12 protein-coding genes and 1 pseudogene are annotated in these 14,179 nt (G+C 66.0%); 4 read left to right on the top strand and 9 right to left on the bottom strand.

Annotated features, from left to right (window positions below):
* Window positions 1-99 precede the first annotated feature (99 nt).
* A complete protein-coding gene (locus O9255_RS15195; protein ID WP_297867709.1) occupies window positions 100-525 on the bottom strand; it encodes a reverse transcriptase domain-containing protein in 426 nt (141 codons plus the stop codon).
* A 59-nt stretch (window positions 526-584) separates the two neighbouring features.
* On the opposite strand from O9255_RS15195, the gene O9255_RS15190 reads away from it, so the two are divergent.
* The gene (locus O9255_RS15190) at window positions 585-1,787 is read left to right on the top strand and encodes an IS256 family transposase (protein ID WP_297867707.1); all 1,203 of its coding nucleotides are present in this window, start codon (window positions 585-587) and stop codon (window positions 1,785-1,787) included.
* Between the two features lie 37 nt (window positions 1,788-1,824).
* Here O9255_RS15190 and O9255_RS15185 read toward each other — a convergent pair.
* Together O9255_RS15185 and O9255_RS15180 are read right to left on the bottom strand one after the other, a co-directional pair.
* Window positions 1,825-2,217, bottom strand: a pseudogene (locus O9255_RS15185) (reverse transcriptase N-terminal domain-containing protein); the annotation flags it as partial.
* A 1,063-nt stretch (window positions 2,218-3,280) separates the two neighbouring features.
* The gene (locus tag O9255_RS15180; RefSeq protein WP_297867706.1) at window positions 3,281-4,366 is read right to left on the bottom strand and encodes an OmpA family protein; all 1,086 of its coding nucleotides are present in this window, start codon (window positions 4,364-4,366) and stop codon (window positions 3,281-3,283) included.
* Between the two features lie 256 nt (window positions 4,367-4,622).
* On the opposite strand from O9255_RS15180, the gene O9255_RS15175 reads away from it, so the two are divergent.
* Window positions 4,623-6,644, top strand: coding sequence for an NADPH-dependent 2,4-dienoyl-CoA reductase (locus O9255_RS15175; protein WP_297867705.1), 2,022 nt, complete (start codon window positions 4,623-4,625; stop codon window positions 6,642-6,644).
* Window positions 6,645-6,967: 323 nt separating this feature from the next.
* A complete protein-coding gene (locus O9255_RS15170; protein WP_297867704.1) occupies window positions 6,968-7,462 on the top strand; it encodes a cell wall hydrolase in 495 nt (164 codons plus the stop codon).
* A 28-nt stretch (window positions 7,463-7,490) separates the two neighbouring features.
* Here O9255_RS15170 and O9255_RS15165 read toward each other — a convergent pair whose 3' ends face one another.
* Window positions 7,491-7,937 (bottom strand): ion channel, encoded by a 447-nt coding sequence (locus O9255_RS15165; RefSeq protein ID WP_297867703.1) that lies wholly within the window; start codon window positions 7,935-7,937, stop codon window positions 7,491-7,493.
* A gap of 47 nt (window positions 7,938-7,984) precedes the next feature.
* A complete protein-coding gene (prpC, locus tag O9255_RS15160; protein WP_297867702.1) occupies window positions 7,985-9,136 on the bottom strand; it encodes a 2-methylcitrate synthase in 1,152 nt (383 codons plus the stop codon).
* Window positions 9,137-9,259: 123 nt separating this feature from the next.
* On the opposite strand from prpC, the gene O9255_RS15155 reads away from it, so the two are divergent.
* Entirely contained in the window at window positions 9,260-10,375 is a 1,116-nt protein-coding gene (locus O9255_RS15155) for a linear amide C-N hydrolase (protein WP_297867701.1), read from the top strand.
* A 21-nt stretch (window positions 10,376-10,396) separates the two neighbouring features.
* Here the strand turns inward: O9255_RS15155 and prpB are convergent, their stop codons facing one another.
* The 4 genes from prpB to O9255_RS15135 all read right to left on the bottom strand — a co-directional run bounded on the left by prpB (window position 10,397) and on the right by O9255_RS15135 (window position 14,179).
* Window positions 10,397-11,272 (bottom strand): methylisocitrate lyase, encoded by an 876-nt coding sequence (gene prpB, locus O9255_RS15150; RefSeq protein ID WP_343228689.1) that lies wholly within the window; start codon window positions 11,270-11,272, stop codon window positions 10,397-10,399.
* Window positions 11,273-11,284: 12 nt separating this feature from the next.
* Window positions 11,285-11,872 (bottom strand): hypothetical protein, encoded by a 588-nt coding sequence (locus O9255_RS15145; protein WP_297867699.1) that lies wholly within the window; start codon window positions 11,870-11,872, stop codon window positions 11,285-11,287.
* 97 nt (window positions 11,873-11,969) lie between these two features.
* Window positions 11,970-12,956, bottom strand: a complete 987-nt coding sequence (locus O9255_RS15140; protein ID WP_297867698.1) for a malate dehydrogenase — start codon at window positions 12,954-12,956, stop codon at window positions 11,970-11,972.
* A 23-nt stretch (window positions 12,957-12,979) separates the two neighbouring features.
* Window positions 12,980-14,179 (bottom strand): pyridoxal phosphate-dependent aminotransferase, encoded by a 1,200-nt coding sequence (locus O9255_RS15135; RefSeq protein WP_297867697.1) that lies wholly within the window; start codon window positions 14,177-14,179, stop codon window positions 12,980-12,982.

The following is a 14,179-nucleotide window of genomic DNA, read 5'->3' as shown; positions in this document are numbered from 1 at the left end:
TCAGCCTCCGCCAACCAACGCTTCAGTTCTCGAGCACGCATCCGGCTTCTCCACGCCCGAAGTCCTCGGGCCGTTTCTAAACCGTGCTCCCACCCCGGCTCACCGTTCGAGACGATCAACAATCAACGCGAACAGCGCCTTGATCTTCGCCTGTTGGGCCTTCGTGTAGCCCAAGGTCGCGAGCACATGCTCCCTCAGTCCACGTTCCAGCCCATCCAGTGCCAGATTCGCCAGTGTTGGCGAAATGATGCCGCCCTGCGGCGTCCCCGCCTCCGTCGGCTCGTATCGACCCCGATAGAGGATGCCGGCCTTCAACCACTTCCGAAGGATTCCCTTGTCCATGGGGACGTGGGTCACCAGCCAGTCGTGGTCAATGTGGTCAAAGCACCCCTTGATGTCAGCTTCGAGCACCCAACCCGGCGAGTATTTCTTCGCGAGGCAGATGAAGCTCTGAGCCATGGCGTCGTGCGTCGAACGACCTTGTCGAAAGCCGAAGCTATTCGGGTCGCCCGTCGAGTCTGTAATTTGAACTGTGTAACTGCCCTTTGAGCGAGACTGCGGTTGACCCCGCGAGGAGCAGCGACATGGCGTTATCGAAAGCGATGCTGGACGAACTGACGGCGGGTTACAAGACGCCCCAGGAGTTGGAATCGTTGTACTCGCAGATGCTTCAGCACATGATCAATCGTGCGCTGGAGGGCGAGATGCAGGCGCATTTGGGTCACGAGCGGAACGGCAAATCGAGCGGAAACCCCCGCAACGGCAAGAGCCGCAAGCGGGTGCAGAGCACGATGGGTGAGCTGCAGATCGAAACGCCGCGCGATCGCGAGGGCACGTTCGAGCCGCAGCTGGTGCCGAAGCGTCAGGTGCGGCTGGCGGGTATGGAAGAGAAGATCTTGGCGCTGTACGCCAAGGGCATGACGACTCGGGACATTGAGTCGGCGCTGGTTGATTTGTACGGCGTGACGATCTCGCACAGCCTAATTGCCCAGGTGACGGATGCGGTGCTGGACGAGGCTCGGCTGTGGCAGACGCGGCCGCTGGAGGCGATCTACCCGATCGTTTGGCTGGACGGGATCGTGGTGAAGGTGCAGCAGAACAAGCAGGTGGTGAACAAATCGGCGCACGTGGTGCTGGGGGTCAACCTGCGCGGTGAGAAGGAGGTGCTGGGCCTGTGGCTGGCGGAGAACGAGGGCGCGAAGTTCTGGCTGTCGGTGCTGACTGAGCTTCGCCAGCGCGGCGTGCAGGACATCTACGTGGCGAGCATGGACGGGCTGAAGGGCCTGCCGGAGGCGGTGAGCGCGGTGTACCCGAAGACGCTGACGCAGCTGTGCATCGTGCATCTGGTGCGGGCCAGTCTGCGCTACGTGAGCAGCACGGATCGCAAGGCGGTGGTGGAAGCGCTGAAGGCGATCTACCAGTCGGCCACGGCCGAGGAAGCGCAGCGCGAGCTGGACGCCTTCGAGGCGAGTTGGGGTGCCAAGTACAAGTCCGTGGTGCGGCTGTGGCGTGGCAACTGGGGCAACGTGATTCCGTTCTTCCAGTTCCTGCCGGAGATTCGCAAGGTGATTTACACGACCAACGCCATCGAGTCCTTGAACATGGTGATGCGCAAGTACACGCGCAACCGGCGGATCTTCCCGAACGACGATGCGGCGCTGAAAGCGCTGTTCATGGCGATCCGCGAAGCGTCGAAGAGCTGGAAGATGATCCACCACTGGAAGCCAGCGCTGCAGAGCTTCCAGTTGATGTTCGGCGAAGAGCGCGTGCCGCTGGCCGCGCTGTGACAATCCCGGTTACACAGTTCGTTTGACAGACCGCGCCCGTCGTTTCTGCCACCGGAGCCAGTGCCAGCAGATGAAGCGCCTGCATGGCCCGATCCCGCATCGTGGGAATGCCCAGCGGGCGTTCCTTCCCGTTGGATTTCGGGATGAACACGCGCCGCAACGGCGAGGGTTTGTAACCGCGACGACGAAGGCCAGAAAGCGCCTCCCATCGTTGCTCAGGTTCCGTCCACAGCACACGGTCGACTCCGGCCGTGCGCTTGCCCTGGTTTTCAGTCACGCGTCGCACGGCGAGCATCTTTGCCGTGAACGAGCGGGTCAGCATCCGTTGCAAGGCTTTCACCCTGCGCCAGTCGCCTTCCTGTGTCGCCTTCGCGATTCGTATCTGCATACCCCGAACGGTCCGATGGACGTGATGCCAGTCAATGTGCATCCAGTCGTGCGGCACGCCGGAGGGCGCAGATCCAACCTTGGGATTGGACTCTCTCATGCTGCTCTCCTTAGTGATGCGCACACAGGAGACGCAGTACCCCCATGGGGACACTGGTCCCCATGCGGGCAATGAAATGACAGATCCGACCGGGTGGTCGAAATCTGCTAACGGGTTGCGGCAGGTCGCTGTCGCGATCCAGAACCACGCGGAAGTGGGCGTGCTCTCGCACTGGCGTAATGTTTCAACGCCTATGCCGACGATTACAGCCGGCCATTCGCTTTCTCCGCGATCCCATCCCCGTGCATCCGACAGCGTTCCTTGCGGTTCGCCTGCCCAATGGGCGGATGGACGGGGTTGCCACGTTCCCTCGATGACACACGACCGGGTCAGGGTCTGTCTGTTCGCCGGTGAGCCTGTTTAGCGACGTGCCCCGAAACTAAAGCGGGACAACTGCTCACACACCATTTTGGTCGATGCCTTAACCAGCAGCGTTGGCACCATCGTCCTAACGGCGTTTATAGACAGTTCTCTGTTCGATACCCATGCCGGTCAGCCTAGCTCCCGAACCGTAGTGCTGCTCACAGTCCAACGCTCCGCCCTCACGGGTGGTGCGCTTCCAAAACTTCTGGAGGGTTTCATTGTCAGAAGGGCTTCGCACGAGACCGTTACCAGTCACGCACGCCTTCCTAGGCTACCGCTAGTCGCATAGCGAGCTCGCTGTCGTGCGAAAGCACGAGTGAGCAATGCCATCAAGAGCACGCAATCTGCGCGCTGCAAAAATCATTTCGCGGCCCATTGCGGACTACGAAACGCCAGAGCTCTCAAGGCGAGAGCATCCAGTCATCGTTGCGATGCTGGAGAGAGCAACGGGAAGTACGGATGCACTCCTCCCCCTCTCCGCATTGCGCGGAGACCCGGGAGGGTAGTGCCCTCCCGGGCTCCTTACTCGTCAACCCATTGAGGGTTACGAGGGCGTCCTAGGGCCGTAGAGACGACGCTAGGAATGAAATTCCGACCTTGGCTCGTCGGATAAGCAAGCGCTTCACGATTGCTCGTGTCGCACTTAGTTCTGGACGTTCAGCTCGGTGCGGCGGTTCTTCGCACGACCCGCGTCGGTGTCGTTGCTGTCGATCGGACGGGCTTCGCCGTAACCGGTCGGGCCGTTCAGGCGGGCAGCGTCGATGCCATTGCTGGTCAGGTAGTCGAACACCGTGCGGGCGCGGCGCTCCGACAGTCCCTGGTTGTAGGCGTCGGTACCGACGGCGTCGGTGTGGCCGGCGACTTCAACCTTCAGCTGCGGGTACTTCTTCAGGATGTCGATCGCCTCGTTGAGGATCGTCACCGCGTCCGGACGCAGGGTGGCCTGGTCGAAGTCGAAGTTGACGCCCCTCAGGTCGATCGTCAGCGGCACGGCGCAACCGTCCGGACCGATGGCCTGGCCGGCCTGCGAGCCCGGGCACTTGTCGACGCAGTTGTTGACGCCGTCACCGTCGTCGTCCTGCGTTTCGCAGCTGGCGACCGGAGCCGGGGCCGGAGCGGGCGCCGGAGCCGGGGCCGCAGCGGCCGCCTTCGGGCCCAGCGGCACCAGCAAGATCGCCTTCACGTACGGATCAACGAAGTAGTCCTCGTTGCGTGCGATACGGCTCTGGTCGTCGAAGACGGTCAGCGCACCAGCTTCGAGACGGACACCGACATTCTCGTAATCGGCCTGCAGGCCGCCGCCGAAGTCGAGCGCAAGGTTGTTGTCCTTGCGCTGGCCCGGGGAATTCGGGCTCGGGAAGGCGTTGAACTCTTCCTCGGCGCGCTGGAGGCCAACGCCGCCCTTGACGTAGGGCCACCAGGTCTCACCGGCGTCGCGGAAGTGGCGACGAAGGTCGAGCGATGCGCCGTACTGGCTGAAGTTGAGGTTGGCATTGCCGTCGAAGCTGGCGTTCGTCGAATAGATCCCGGCGTCAAGGGACCACTCCGGCGAGAAGAAACGACCAATGCCCACGCCGAACGTGAACTCCGGATCGGTGGCGCGCTGCGAGCTCTGGAAGTTGATTCCGGCGCTGCCAGCCAAGTACCAGCGGTCATCAAACTCCTGCGCCATGGCCACGTTGGCGAAGGAGGCGGCCAGCACGGCCAGACACAGCAAATTCTTCTTCATGATCGACTCCAAATGAGGGAAGGGACTGCCCTGCAGGCCGAGCCCCTTCCTGGGGTTGCCTTGCGTGGGCGATGTTAACACCGCGCTAAGTCGTGACAAGCCACTCAGCTTACCTTCTTCACTTGGCATGAAGAGAGGCGGACCATGGTGGCCCTCGCGCTTCCGGCGTCCGCACCAGCCCGATGGCGCGCGACGCCGCCTTGTGCACACTCCAGTGCCCGGGCATGCTCGCCCAACCCTACGCCACCGTATTGATATGACGGCCGCCGCCTTCCCGCATTTGTTCAAACCCCTCGACCTCGGCTTCTGCAGCCTGCCCAACCGCGTGCTGATGGGCTCGATGCACACCGGCCTCGAGGACCGCTCGCGCGACTTTCCGAAGCTCGCCGCCTACTTCGCCGAACGCGCCCGCGGCGGCGTCGGCTTGATGGTGACCGGCGGCATCGCCCCGAACCTCGTCGGCTGGCTCAAGCCCTTCTCCGGGAAGCTCAGCTGGCCTTGGGAAACGCACAAGCACCGGATCGTGACGAAGGCCGTGCATGCCGAGGGCGGCAAGATCTGCATGCAGATCCTGCACGCCGGCCGCTACGCCTACCACCCGCTGTCGGTGTCGGCCTCGGCCATCCAGGCGCCGATCAATCCGTTCAAGCCGCGCGCGCTCACCAGCTGGGGCGTCGAACGCCAAATCAAGGCCTTCGTGCGCGCCGCGAAGCTCGCCCGCGATGCCGGCTACGACGGCGTCGAGGTGATGGGCTCCGAGGGCTACCTGATCAACCAGTTCCTGTCGGCGCGTACCAACCAGCGCACCGACGCCTGGGGCGGCACGCCGGAGAAGCGCATGCGCTTCGCGGTGGAGATCGTCCGCCGCATCCGCGAGGCCGTCGGCCCGGACTTCATCCTCATCTATCGCCTCTCGATGCTGGAGCTCGTCGACGGCGGCGCCGCCTGGGACGAGATCGTGATGCAGGCCAAGGCCATCGAGGCCGCGGGCGCCACGATCATCAACACCGGCATCGGCTGGCACGAGGCCCGGGTACCGACCATCGCCACCTCGGTGCCGCGCGCGGCCTTCGCCGGCGTGACCGCGAAGCTGCGGCCGCACGTGGCCCTGCCGCTGGTCGCCACCAACCGCATCAACATGCCGGACGTGGCCGAGCGCATCCTGGCCACGGGCGAGGTCGACATGGTCTCCATGGCTCGTCCGCTGCTCGCCGATCCGGCGTGGGTGGTGAAGGCCAAGGCCGGCCGGGTGGACGAGATCAACACCTGCATCGCCTGCAACCAGGCCTGCCTCGACCACGTCTTCGAGAACAAGAAGGCGAGCTGCCTCGTCAACCCGCGCGCCTGCGCCGAGACCGAGCTGGTGATCAAGCCAGCCACGCAGAAGAAGACCGTGGCCGTCGTTGGCGCCGGCCCGGCCGGGCTGGCCGCCGCCACCACGGCCGCCGAGCGCGGCCACGCCGTCACGCTGTTCGACGCCGCGGCGGAGATCGGCGGCCAGTTCAACCTCGCCAAGACGATCCCGGGCAAGGAAGAGTTCCACGAGACCCTCCGCTACTTCGGCACCCTGCTGAAGAAGCACGGCGTCGACGTGCGCCTGAACACCCGGGTGGCGGCGGACGACCTCAAAGGCTTCGACACCGTCCTGCTGGCCACGGGCATCCGCCCGCGCAAGGCCAGCTTCGAGGGCCATGACCATCCGAAGGTGGTCAGCTACATCGATGTCCTGACCGGCAAGGTGCAGGTCGGGGCCAAGGCAGCGATCGTCGGCGCCGGCGGCATCGGCTTCGACGTGGGCGAGTTCCTGGTGCATCGCGGCGTCTCGCCGAGCCTCGACCCGAAGGCCTGGATGGCCGAATGGGGCGTCGCGAGCAATTTCGATGGCCCCGGTGGCCTCGCCAAGCCTCACCCCGAGCCCGCCGCCCGCGAGGTCTGGCTGCTGCAGCGCTCCAAGGGCCGCCCCGGCGCCCGTCTGGGCAAGACCACGGGCTGGATCCACCGCGCCGCCCTGAAAATGAGGGGCGTGAAGGCCCACGGCGACGTCGAATACCTGAAGGTGGACGACGCCGGCTTCCACGTGCGGATTGAGGGCAAGGAAACCCTGCTCCCGGTCGACCAGGTGGTGGTCTGCGCCGGCCAGGAGCCGCTGCGCGAGCTTCTGGAACCCCTGCAGGCCGCGCAGGTCCCCGTCCAGCTGATCGGCGGTGCCGACGTGGCATCGGAGCTCGACGCCAAGCGCGCGATCGCCCAGGGAACGCGGGCCGCTGCCGCCCTGTAAGCCCCGAAAACTGGGCTGCACAGCCTCGGGCTAGAGTAAAAGCCCGAGCAAATTCAAAAACTTATGAAATAGGCATTCAGCCCGGGTTTGGAAAGACCGGGCTACGGTTCGCCCCGTTCGCCCGACCGCCCCTTGGCCAGTACGGCGTTCTCGTGACTCCCGGGCTCATGGCGCTTCGGGGGCTTCCCACCGCTTCAGCGGACCGGGAAGGCGGGTCAGCACAGAACTCCTGGACCCGTTCATCCCCATTACGCCAAGTCACTGGCTCCGCCCGCGCCGCACATCGCACGGGACGCCACGGACGCAACGGAGCAAGGAAAGCCATGGAACTCTCGTTTTTGATGTGGTTGTCGACGCTGCTGCCCCCGGCCCAGGCCGAGCCGCTCTGCCTCGCCACCACGGTTTACCTCGAAGCCCGCGACCAGTCCGAACTGGGCCAGCGTGCCGTCGCCGAGGTCGCGCTGCGCCGCCGGGACTCCGGCATGTGGGGTGACGACGTCTGCGCGGTCGTGAAGGCGCCCAAGCAGTTCGCCCCGACCCTGGTTCCCCCGCGCACCCGACTGAACAACGTCGAGGCCTGGGAAGAGGCCGTCGCCGTCGCCTTCGCCGCCCAGAAGGAATGGAACCGCCCGCACGCCGAGCGTCGGGAGGTCGTGCCGGGCGCCAGCCACTTCGCCGCCATGCGCATCGCGAACCCCAGCTGGGCCAGCTACCCGCAGGTCGCGACGATCGACGACCACACCTTCTTCCGGGTCAATCGCCTGCGCTCCCGCGAGGAAACGAGCGACGCCGCCGGCACGGCGGGCGGATCACGCTGAGGTTTCGGGGCGGCCACAGGCCGCCCACTCAGCGCCGCCAGAAGCGCTCCATCTCCAGATAGGTAAAGGACGCCGACCAGGCGATCAGCACGAAGCCCGTCAGGGCCGTGGTGCCGACCTTGAAGCGGATGGGGCCGACCGGCGTCAGGTCGCCGAAGCCCACCGTGGTGAAGCTCACCGCGGACAGGTAGATCGCATCGAACAGGTGCGGCGGATGGGCGCCGGCAATCGTCCCGGTGTTCGGGTACATCAGCAGCAGCCAGGTGCTGGTGCCGAAGATCCATATCTCGACAACATGCAAAGCGAGCACGCCGAAGATGCCGTACAGCACCTTGCGGCGACGCTCGCCCTGCTTGCGCTGGTAGAGCCAGCGCGACATCAGCACGAGGCCCTCGTAATGCACGAGGGTCGCGAGGGCGACGGTCACCACCGTCACCGCGACGATCAGCAGGTTGGCATCCCAGTGCGGGTACATGGGCCCACCCTACCCGCCGACACGGGGCCGGCGGAAGGGGATCGCGCTCAGCGCTTCTCGATCGGCACGTAGGCGCGGTCTTCCGGCCCCGTGTAGTTGGCACTCGGACGAATGATCTTGCCGTCCTGGCGCTGCTCGATGACGTGTGCGCTCCAGCCCGTGGTGCGGGCGATGACGAACAGCGGGGTGAACATCGCCGTCGGGATGCCCATCATGTGATACGCGGAAGCGCTGTACCAATCGAGGTTCGGGAACATCTTCTTCAGGTCCCACATCAGCGTCTCGATGCGCTCGCTGACGTCGAACAGCACCTCGTTGCCGCCGTCCTTGCAGAGGGCGCGCGAGATCTCCTTGATGATCGGGTTGCGCGGGTCGCCGATGGTGTACACCGGGTGGCCGAAGCCGATCACGATCTCCTTGCGCTCGACGCGGGCGCGGATGTCCGCCTCCGCCTGATCGGCACTGCCGTAGCGGGCGATGATGTCCATCGCCACCTCGTTCGCGCCGCCGTGCTTCGGGCCACGCAGGGCGCCGATGGCGCCGGTGATGCACGAGAACAGGTCGGAGCCGGTGCCGGCGATGACGCGCGCGGTGAAGGTGCTGGCGTTGAACTCGTGCTCGGCATAGAGCACCAGCGAGCGGTCCAGCGAGCGGGCGTGCAGCGCGCTCGGCGGCTCGCCGTGCAGCAGGTGCAGGAAGTGCGCCGCGACCGAATCGTCGTCGGTCTGCGTCTGGATGCGATCACCGTTACGCGTGAAGTGCCACCAGTACAGCAGCATCGACCCGAAGCTGGCGATGAGGCGGTCGGCGATGTCGCGGGCCTCGTTCTCCGGATGGCCTTCGCGTTCCGGCAGCACCGTACCCATCACCGAGCAGCCGGTGCGCAGCACGTCCATCGGGTGGGCGGCGGCCGGCACGAGTTCCAGCGCCTCGGCCACGATCGCGGGAAGGCCGCGCAGGCGCTTCAGCTTGGCCTTGTAGGCCTTCAGCTGGCTGGCCGTGGGCAGCACGCCGTGCACCAGCAGGTGGGCCACTTCCTCGAAGCCGGCGTGGTCGGCCAGGTCCTTGATGTCGTAGCCGCGGTAATGCAGGTCGTTGCCGCTGCGCCCGACGGTGCACAACGCGGTGTTGCCCGCGGCGGTGCCGGACAGGGCGACGGATTTCTTGGCCTTGGGGAGGGTGGGCGCGGCGTCACTCATCGGATCGGTTCCAGCAGGGAGTCGAGGCGCGCATGGTATCGCCAGCGCGCGGCCCTCGTACCCCCCTTCGACGCCTGCGATACTCCGCCACACCCCTCTCGCCCCGACCCGAACGGCCCACCCATGCCCCGCCTCGCCCGCCGCGCCCTCGCCGCCGCCTGCCTCGTCGCCGCTTCGGCGCTGTCCACCGTGGCCCTCGCCTGCACCGGCATCTCGCTCACCGCAGGCGACGGCAGCGTCGTCACGGCGCGCACGGTGGAGTGGGCCCTGAGCGACGCCAGCCACGACCACCTCGTGCTGTTCCCGCGCGGCCACCGCTTCACAGGGCGGACCACGGAAGGCGAGAACGGCCACGCTTGGACGGGCCGGCACGGCTTCGTGTCACTGATGGCCTACGGCGAACCCTACGGGCCGGATGGTTTGAACGAAGCGGGGCTCTACGTGGGCATGTACTACTTCCCGGATTTCGCCCGCTTCGCGCCCTTCGAGCCCGCGCGTCGCAGCCAGTCGCTGAGCGTCGGCGACTACATGCAGTGGATGCTCTCCTCGTTCTCGACGGTGGCCGAAGTGCGCGAGCACCTGCGCGACGTCACCGTGGTCAATGTCGAGGACCCGCGCTTCGGCGGCGCCCCGCTGCCCTTCCACTGGAAGGTGGCCGATGCCACCGGCGCGGCGATCATCATCGAGATCATCGATGGTGGGCAGGTCAAGGTGCACGACGCCCTGCTCGGCGTGGTGACCAATTCGCCCACCTACGATTGGCACCTGACGAACCTGCGCAACCACATCGGTCTGTCGCCCGCCGCGGAGAAGCCCATCACGATCGACGGGCGCACCTTCTCGCCGCTCGGCGCGGGCACCGGCCTGCGCGGCCTGCCCGGCGACTTCACGCCGCCCGCGCGCTTCGTCCGCGCGGTCGCCCTGACCGCCTCGGCTCGCCCGCTCAAGGACGGCCCGGAGGCCGTGTTCGAGGCTTTCCGCATCCTCGACAGCTTCAACCTCACCGTGGGCAGCACGGGCGCGCCCGAGCAGCGCGCCGAGGACATCGTGAGCGCCACGCAGATCACCACCGCGGCCGACCTGCGCAACCGCGTGTTCTATTTCCACTCCATGTGGGACCGCCAGGTGCGCAAGCTCGACCTGAAGGCCATCGATTTCAGCCGCATCCCGAAGACCGTGCTCCAGAGCGGCGCCTCGCGCACCCAGACGGTGCGCGAGCTGCGCGTCGACGAAGGCTGAGGCTCGCCCTCCTCAGCCACCCTACTTGGCGAACAGTGCGTCGAGCTTGTCCTCGTAGGCGTGGTAACCGAGGAAGTCGTAGAGCTCGGCGCGCGTCTGCAGGGTATCGATGATGTTTTTCTGGGTGCCGTCGCGGCGCACGGTCTCGTAGAAGTGCAGCGCGGCCTTGTTCATGGCGCGGTAGGCGCCACAGCAGTACAGGGCGATGTCGACGCCGGCACCACGCAAGTCGTCGGTGGTGAAGAAGGGCGTGCTGCCGAACTCGGTGAGGTTGGCGAGGATCGGCACCTTCACTGCGGCCTTGACCTTGCGATAGTCCTCGAGCGACTTCATCGCCTCCGGGAAGACCATGTCGGCGCCGGCTTCGACATAGGCGACCGCGCGCTCGATGGCGGCATCGAGGCCTTCGACCGCGGCGGCGTCGGTGCGCGCCATCAGCACGAAATTCGCATCGGTCTTCGCATCGACGGCGGCCTTGATGCGATCCACCATCTCGGCCTTCGACACCACCTCCTTGCCGGGACGATGGCCGCAGCGCTTCTGCCCCACCTGGTCCTCCATATGGACGGCGGCGACACCGATATTGGTGAAGCTGCGGATGGTGCGGGCGATGTTGAAGGCGCCGCCCCAACCGGTGTCGATATCGACGAGCAGCGGCATCTGCGTGGCGTCGACGATGCGTCGGGCGTCGGTGAGTACGTCTTCCATCGTGCTGATGCCGAGATCGGGCATGCCCAGCGAATTGGCGGCCACGCCGCCTCCGGAGAGGTACAGCGCCTTGTAGCCCGTGCGCTTGGCCATCAAGCCGGCGTAGGCGGTGATCGCGCCCATCACCTGCAGCGGGGATTCGTCGGCGACGGCGGCGCGGAAGCGCGCACCGGGGGAAATCTGTGTCATCACAATGAGCTCCTAAGGCGTTTTGTTCTGGATGCGAACCATCGTGTACCCGCCCCTGGCGCGATACATCTCGTAATCAGCAAATGGGCCCGTGTTCAGTACCGCAGGCTCGCCCACCTTCCTCGCGTCGGTGTAGACCAGCAGGAACCTCGGATCAGCGTTCGTCACTCCGACATGCGCGACCTCAGCGCCCTGGTGGTTCATCAGGCTGCGCTTGAATTCGAACGTGAGCTCGCCAACGTCAAGGAGCTCACAGAACGAAGCGTCGACCAACACGGCCGACGGCAGCAGGTATTCGCTGTCGCGACTCAGGTTGATGTCGAAGATCAACTGGAATTCGACCCGATAGGGCCGCTTGAACTCGGGCAACTCGACGACTTCAACCAGACTGCTACCACTCGCGAACTCCGCCGAGGGGCTCTGCTCCGGATGGAGCCTCACCGTGCGATACGTCAGGCGTCCAGGCCGGATACGTTCCGTCACTTCGGCCAGCGCTGGCCAGCAGCGAGGGGTCTGACGTTCGACGCCGGAGCCCGGCAGCTCGGCGGTCCGCGAGTCCTGCGCCTTGCCGGGCACGGCAATACACGCGGCCAGGATCATCAGCGCCGTCTTTGGTCCTCTGGATGGCATCGACCCAGTCCTTCGAAATCGCCGAAAAGAAAGGCGGCCTAGGCCGCCTTTCCGATGTTCCCGGCGATCAGCCGAGGAGGTGTGCCACGCCGCTGCTCTCTTCCTCGAGCTCGGCCAGCGTCTTGTTCATCATCTCGCGCGAGAAGTCGTCGATGGCCAAACCCTGGGCGATTTCGTACTGGCCGTTCGTGCACGTGACCGGGAAGCCGTACATGACGTCCTTCGGGATGCCGTAGCTGCCGTCCGACGGGATGCCCATCGTGGTCCACTTGCCGTTGGTGCCCAGCACCCAGTCACGGATGTGGTCGATGGCGGCGTTGGCGGCCGAGGCGGCCGACGACAGGCCACGGGCTTCGATGATCGCGGCGCCGCGCTTGCCGACCTTCGGGATGAAGTCGGTGCGGTTCCAGTTCTCGTCGTTGACCTTGTCCTTGAGGGAGGCGCCGCCGACCGTGGCGAAACGGTAGTCGGGGTACATGGTCGGGCTGTGGTTGCCCCACACGATCAGCTTCTCGATGTCGCCGACGGCCACGCCGGCCTTGGCCGACAGCTGCGAGAGCGCGCGGTTGTGGTCGAGGCGCAGCATCGCGGTGAAGTTCTTGGCCGGCAGCGAGGGCGCCGACTTCATGGCGATGTAGGCGTTGGTGTTGGCCGGGTTGCCGACCACCAGCACCTTGACGTCGCGCGAGGCGACGGCGTCGAGCGCCTTGCCCTGCACGGTGAAGATCTCGGCGTTCTTCAGCAGCAGGTCCTTGCGCTCCATGCCCGGGCCGCGCGGCATCGCACCGACCAGCAGGGCGACGTCGGCGTCCTTGAAGGCGACCATCGGATCGGCGGTGCCGACCACGCCGGCGAGCAGCGGGAAGGCGCAGTCCTCGAGCTCCATGATCACGCCCTTCAGCGCGGCTTGGGCCTTCTCCATCGGCAACTCGAGCAGCTGCAGGATGACCGGCTGGTCCTTGCCGAGCATCTCGCCCGAGGCGATGCGGAACAGCAGCGAGTAACCGATCTGGCCGGCAGCTCCGGTGACGGCGACGCGGACGGGGGTCTTCATGGGGTGGGCTCCTTAGCGGGGAATCAGGCGAGGGCGGCGAAGAAGGCCTGGATGCGGCGCAGGCCTTCCTTCAGCGGGGCGTCGGGGCAGGTGTAGCTGATGCGCAGGGCACTGGGCTCGCCGAAGGCCGAGCCCGGCACGCAGGCCACGCCCTCCACCTCGAGCAGCAGGTTGCAGAAATCGACGTCGTTCGCAACGAGCTTGCCCCCGTGCGACTTGCCGAAGGCGCAGCTGATGTCCGGGAACACGTAGAACGCGCCCTGCGGACGCGGGCACTTCACGCCCGGGATGGCAGCCATCGCGGCCAGCACCACGTCGCGCTTGGCCTCGAACTCCCTGCACTTCTGCTGCGGGACGTCCTGCGGCCCGGCGAGGGCGGCCACGGCGGCGGCGACCACCACTTCCGGCAGGTTGGTGATGTGGTTCGAGTTGAGCGTGGTGATGGCCTGCGCCACCGACTCGGGGCCGGCCATCAGGCCGACGCGCCAGCCCGGCATGCCGTAGGTCTTCGACAGCGAGTCGACGAACACCGTGCGCTCGCGCAGTTCCGGGCGGACGATGACGATGTTGTGGTAGCCGAGGCCGTCGAACACCAGCGTGTTGTAGATGTCGTCGCTGATGATCCAGGTGTCCGGATGCTTCGCGAACACGTCGGCCAGCGCGGCGATTTCTTCCTTGGTGTAGACCATGCCCGTCGGGTTGGACGGGTTGTTGAACAGGTAGACCTTCGGCTTCTGCGCCAGCGCGGCGTCGAGCTGGGCCGGCGTGATCTTGTAGTCCTGCGAGGCCGGGGCCGGCAGCAGCAGCGTCTTGGCGCCGACGATGTCGGCGATGTCGACGTAGGTCGTCCAGTACGGCGTGGCGAAGGCGATGGTGTCGCCCGGATCGAGCAGCGCTTCGGCCAGGTTGTACAACAGGTGCTTGGCGCCGACGCCGGTGGCGCAATGCTTGCGCGTGTAGCCGGTCAGGCCGAGGCGGCCCATGTGGGCGATGAAGGCGTCGAGCAGCGCATCGGCGCCGCGGTTGCTGCCGTACTGGCCGCTGTCCTTGGCCAGCGCCTCGCGGGCGGCGGTGTAGACGTGCTCGCCGGGGAGGAAGTTCGGTACGCCGATCGAGAAGCTGATGATGTCGCGCCCCTGGGCCTTGAGGGCTTTCGCCTTCTCCGCCACGGCCATGATGGCGCTTGGCTTGGCGTGACCCATTCGATGGCTGAGCTGCGGCAT

Origin of the sequence: Silanimonas sp. (genome assembly GCF_027530345.1) — a bacterium.
Classification (GTDB): domain Bacteria; phylum Pseudomonadota; class Gammaproteobacteria; order Xanthomonadales; family Xanthomonadaceae; genus Silanimonas.
This window is presented reverse-complemented; position numbering and strand designations above follow the sequence as displayed.

What these genes read in the sequence shown, in the direction of transcription:
- O9255_RS15140 (WP_297867698.1), bottom strand. Translation starts at nt 12,956, where the DNA reads ATGAAGACCCCCGTCCGCGTCGCCGTCACCGGAGCTGCCGGCCAGATC.
- prpC (WP_297867702.1), bottom strand. Translation starts at nt 9,136, where the DNA reads ATGAGTGACGCCGCGCCCACCCTCCCCAAGGCCAAGAAATCCGTCGCC.
- O9255_RS15170 (WP_297867704.1), top strand. Translation starts at nt 6,968, where the DNA reads ATGGAACTCTCGTTTTTGATGTGGTTGTCGACGCTGCTGCCCCCGGCC.
- O9255_RS15155 (WP_297867701.1), top strand. Translation starts at nt 9,260, where the DNA reads ATGCCCCGCCTCGCCCGCCGCGCCCTCGCCGCCGCCTGCCTCGTCGCC.
- O9255_RS15145 (WP_297867699.1), bottom strand. Translation starts at nt 11,872, where the DNA reads ATGATCCTGGCCGCGTGTATTGCCGTGCCCGGCAAGGCGCAGGACTCG.
- prpB (WP_343228689.1), bottom strand. Translation starts at nt 11,272, where the DNA reads ATGACACAGATTTCCCCCGGTGCGCGCTTCCGCGCCGCCGTCGCCGAC.
- O9255_RS15165 (WP_297867703.1), bottom strand. Translation starts at nt 7,937, where the DNA reads ATGTACCCGCACTGGGATGCCAACCTGCTGATCGTCGCGGTGACGGTG.
- O9255_RS15175 (WP_297867705.1), top strand. Translation starts at nt 4,623, where the DNA reads ATGACGGCCGCCGCCTTCCCGCATTTGTTCAAACCCCTCGACCTCGGC.
- O9255_RS15180 (WP_297867706.1), bottom strand. Translation starts at nt 4,366, where the DNA reads ATGAAGAAGAATTTGCTGTGTCTGGCCGTGCTGGCCGCCTCCTTCGCC.
- O9255_RS15135 (WP_297867697.1), bottom strand. Translation starts at nt 14,179, where the DNA reads ATGCCGCAGCTCAGCCATCGAATGGGTCACGCCAAGCCAAGCGCCATC.
- O9255_RS15190 (WP_297867707.1), top strand. Translation starts at nt 585, where the DNA reads ATGGCGTTATCGAAAGCGATGCTGGACGAACTGACGGCGGGTTACAAG.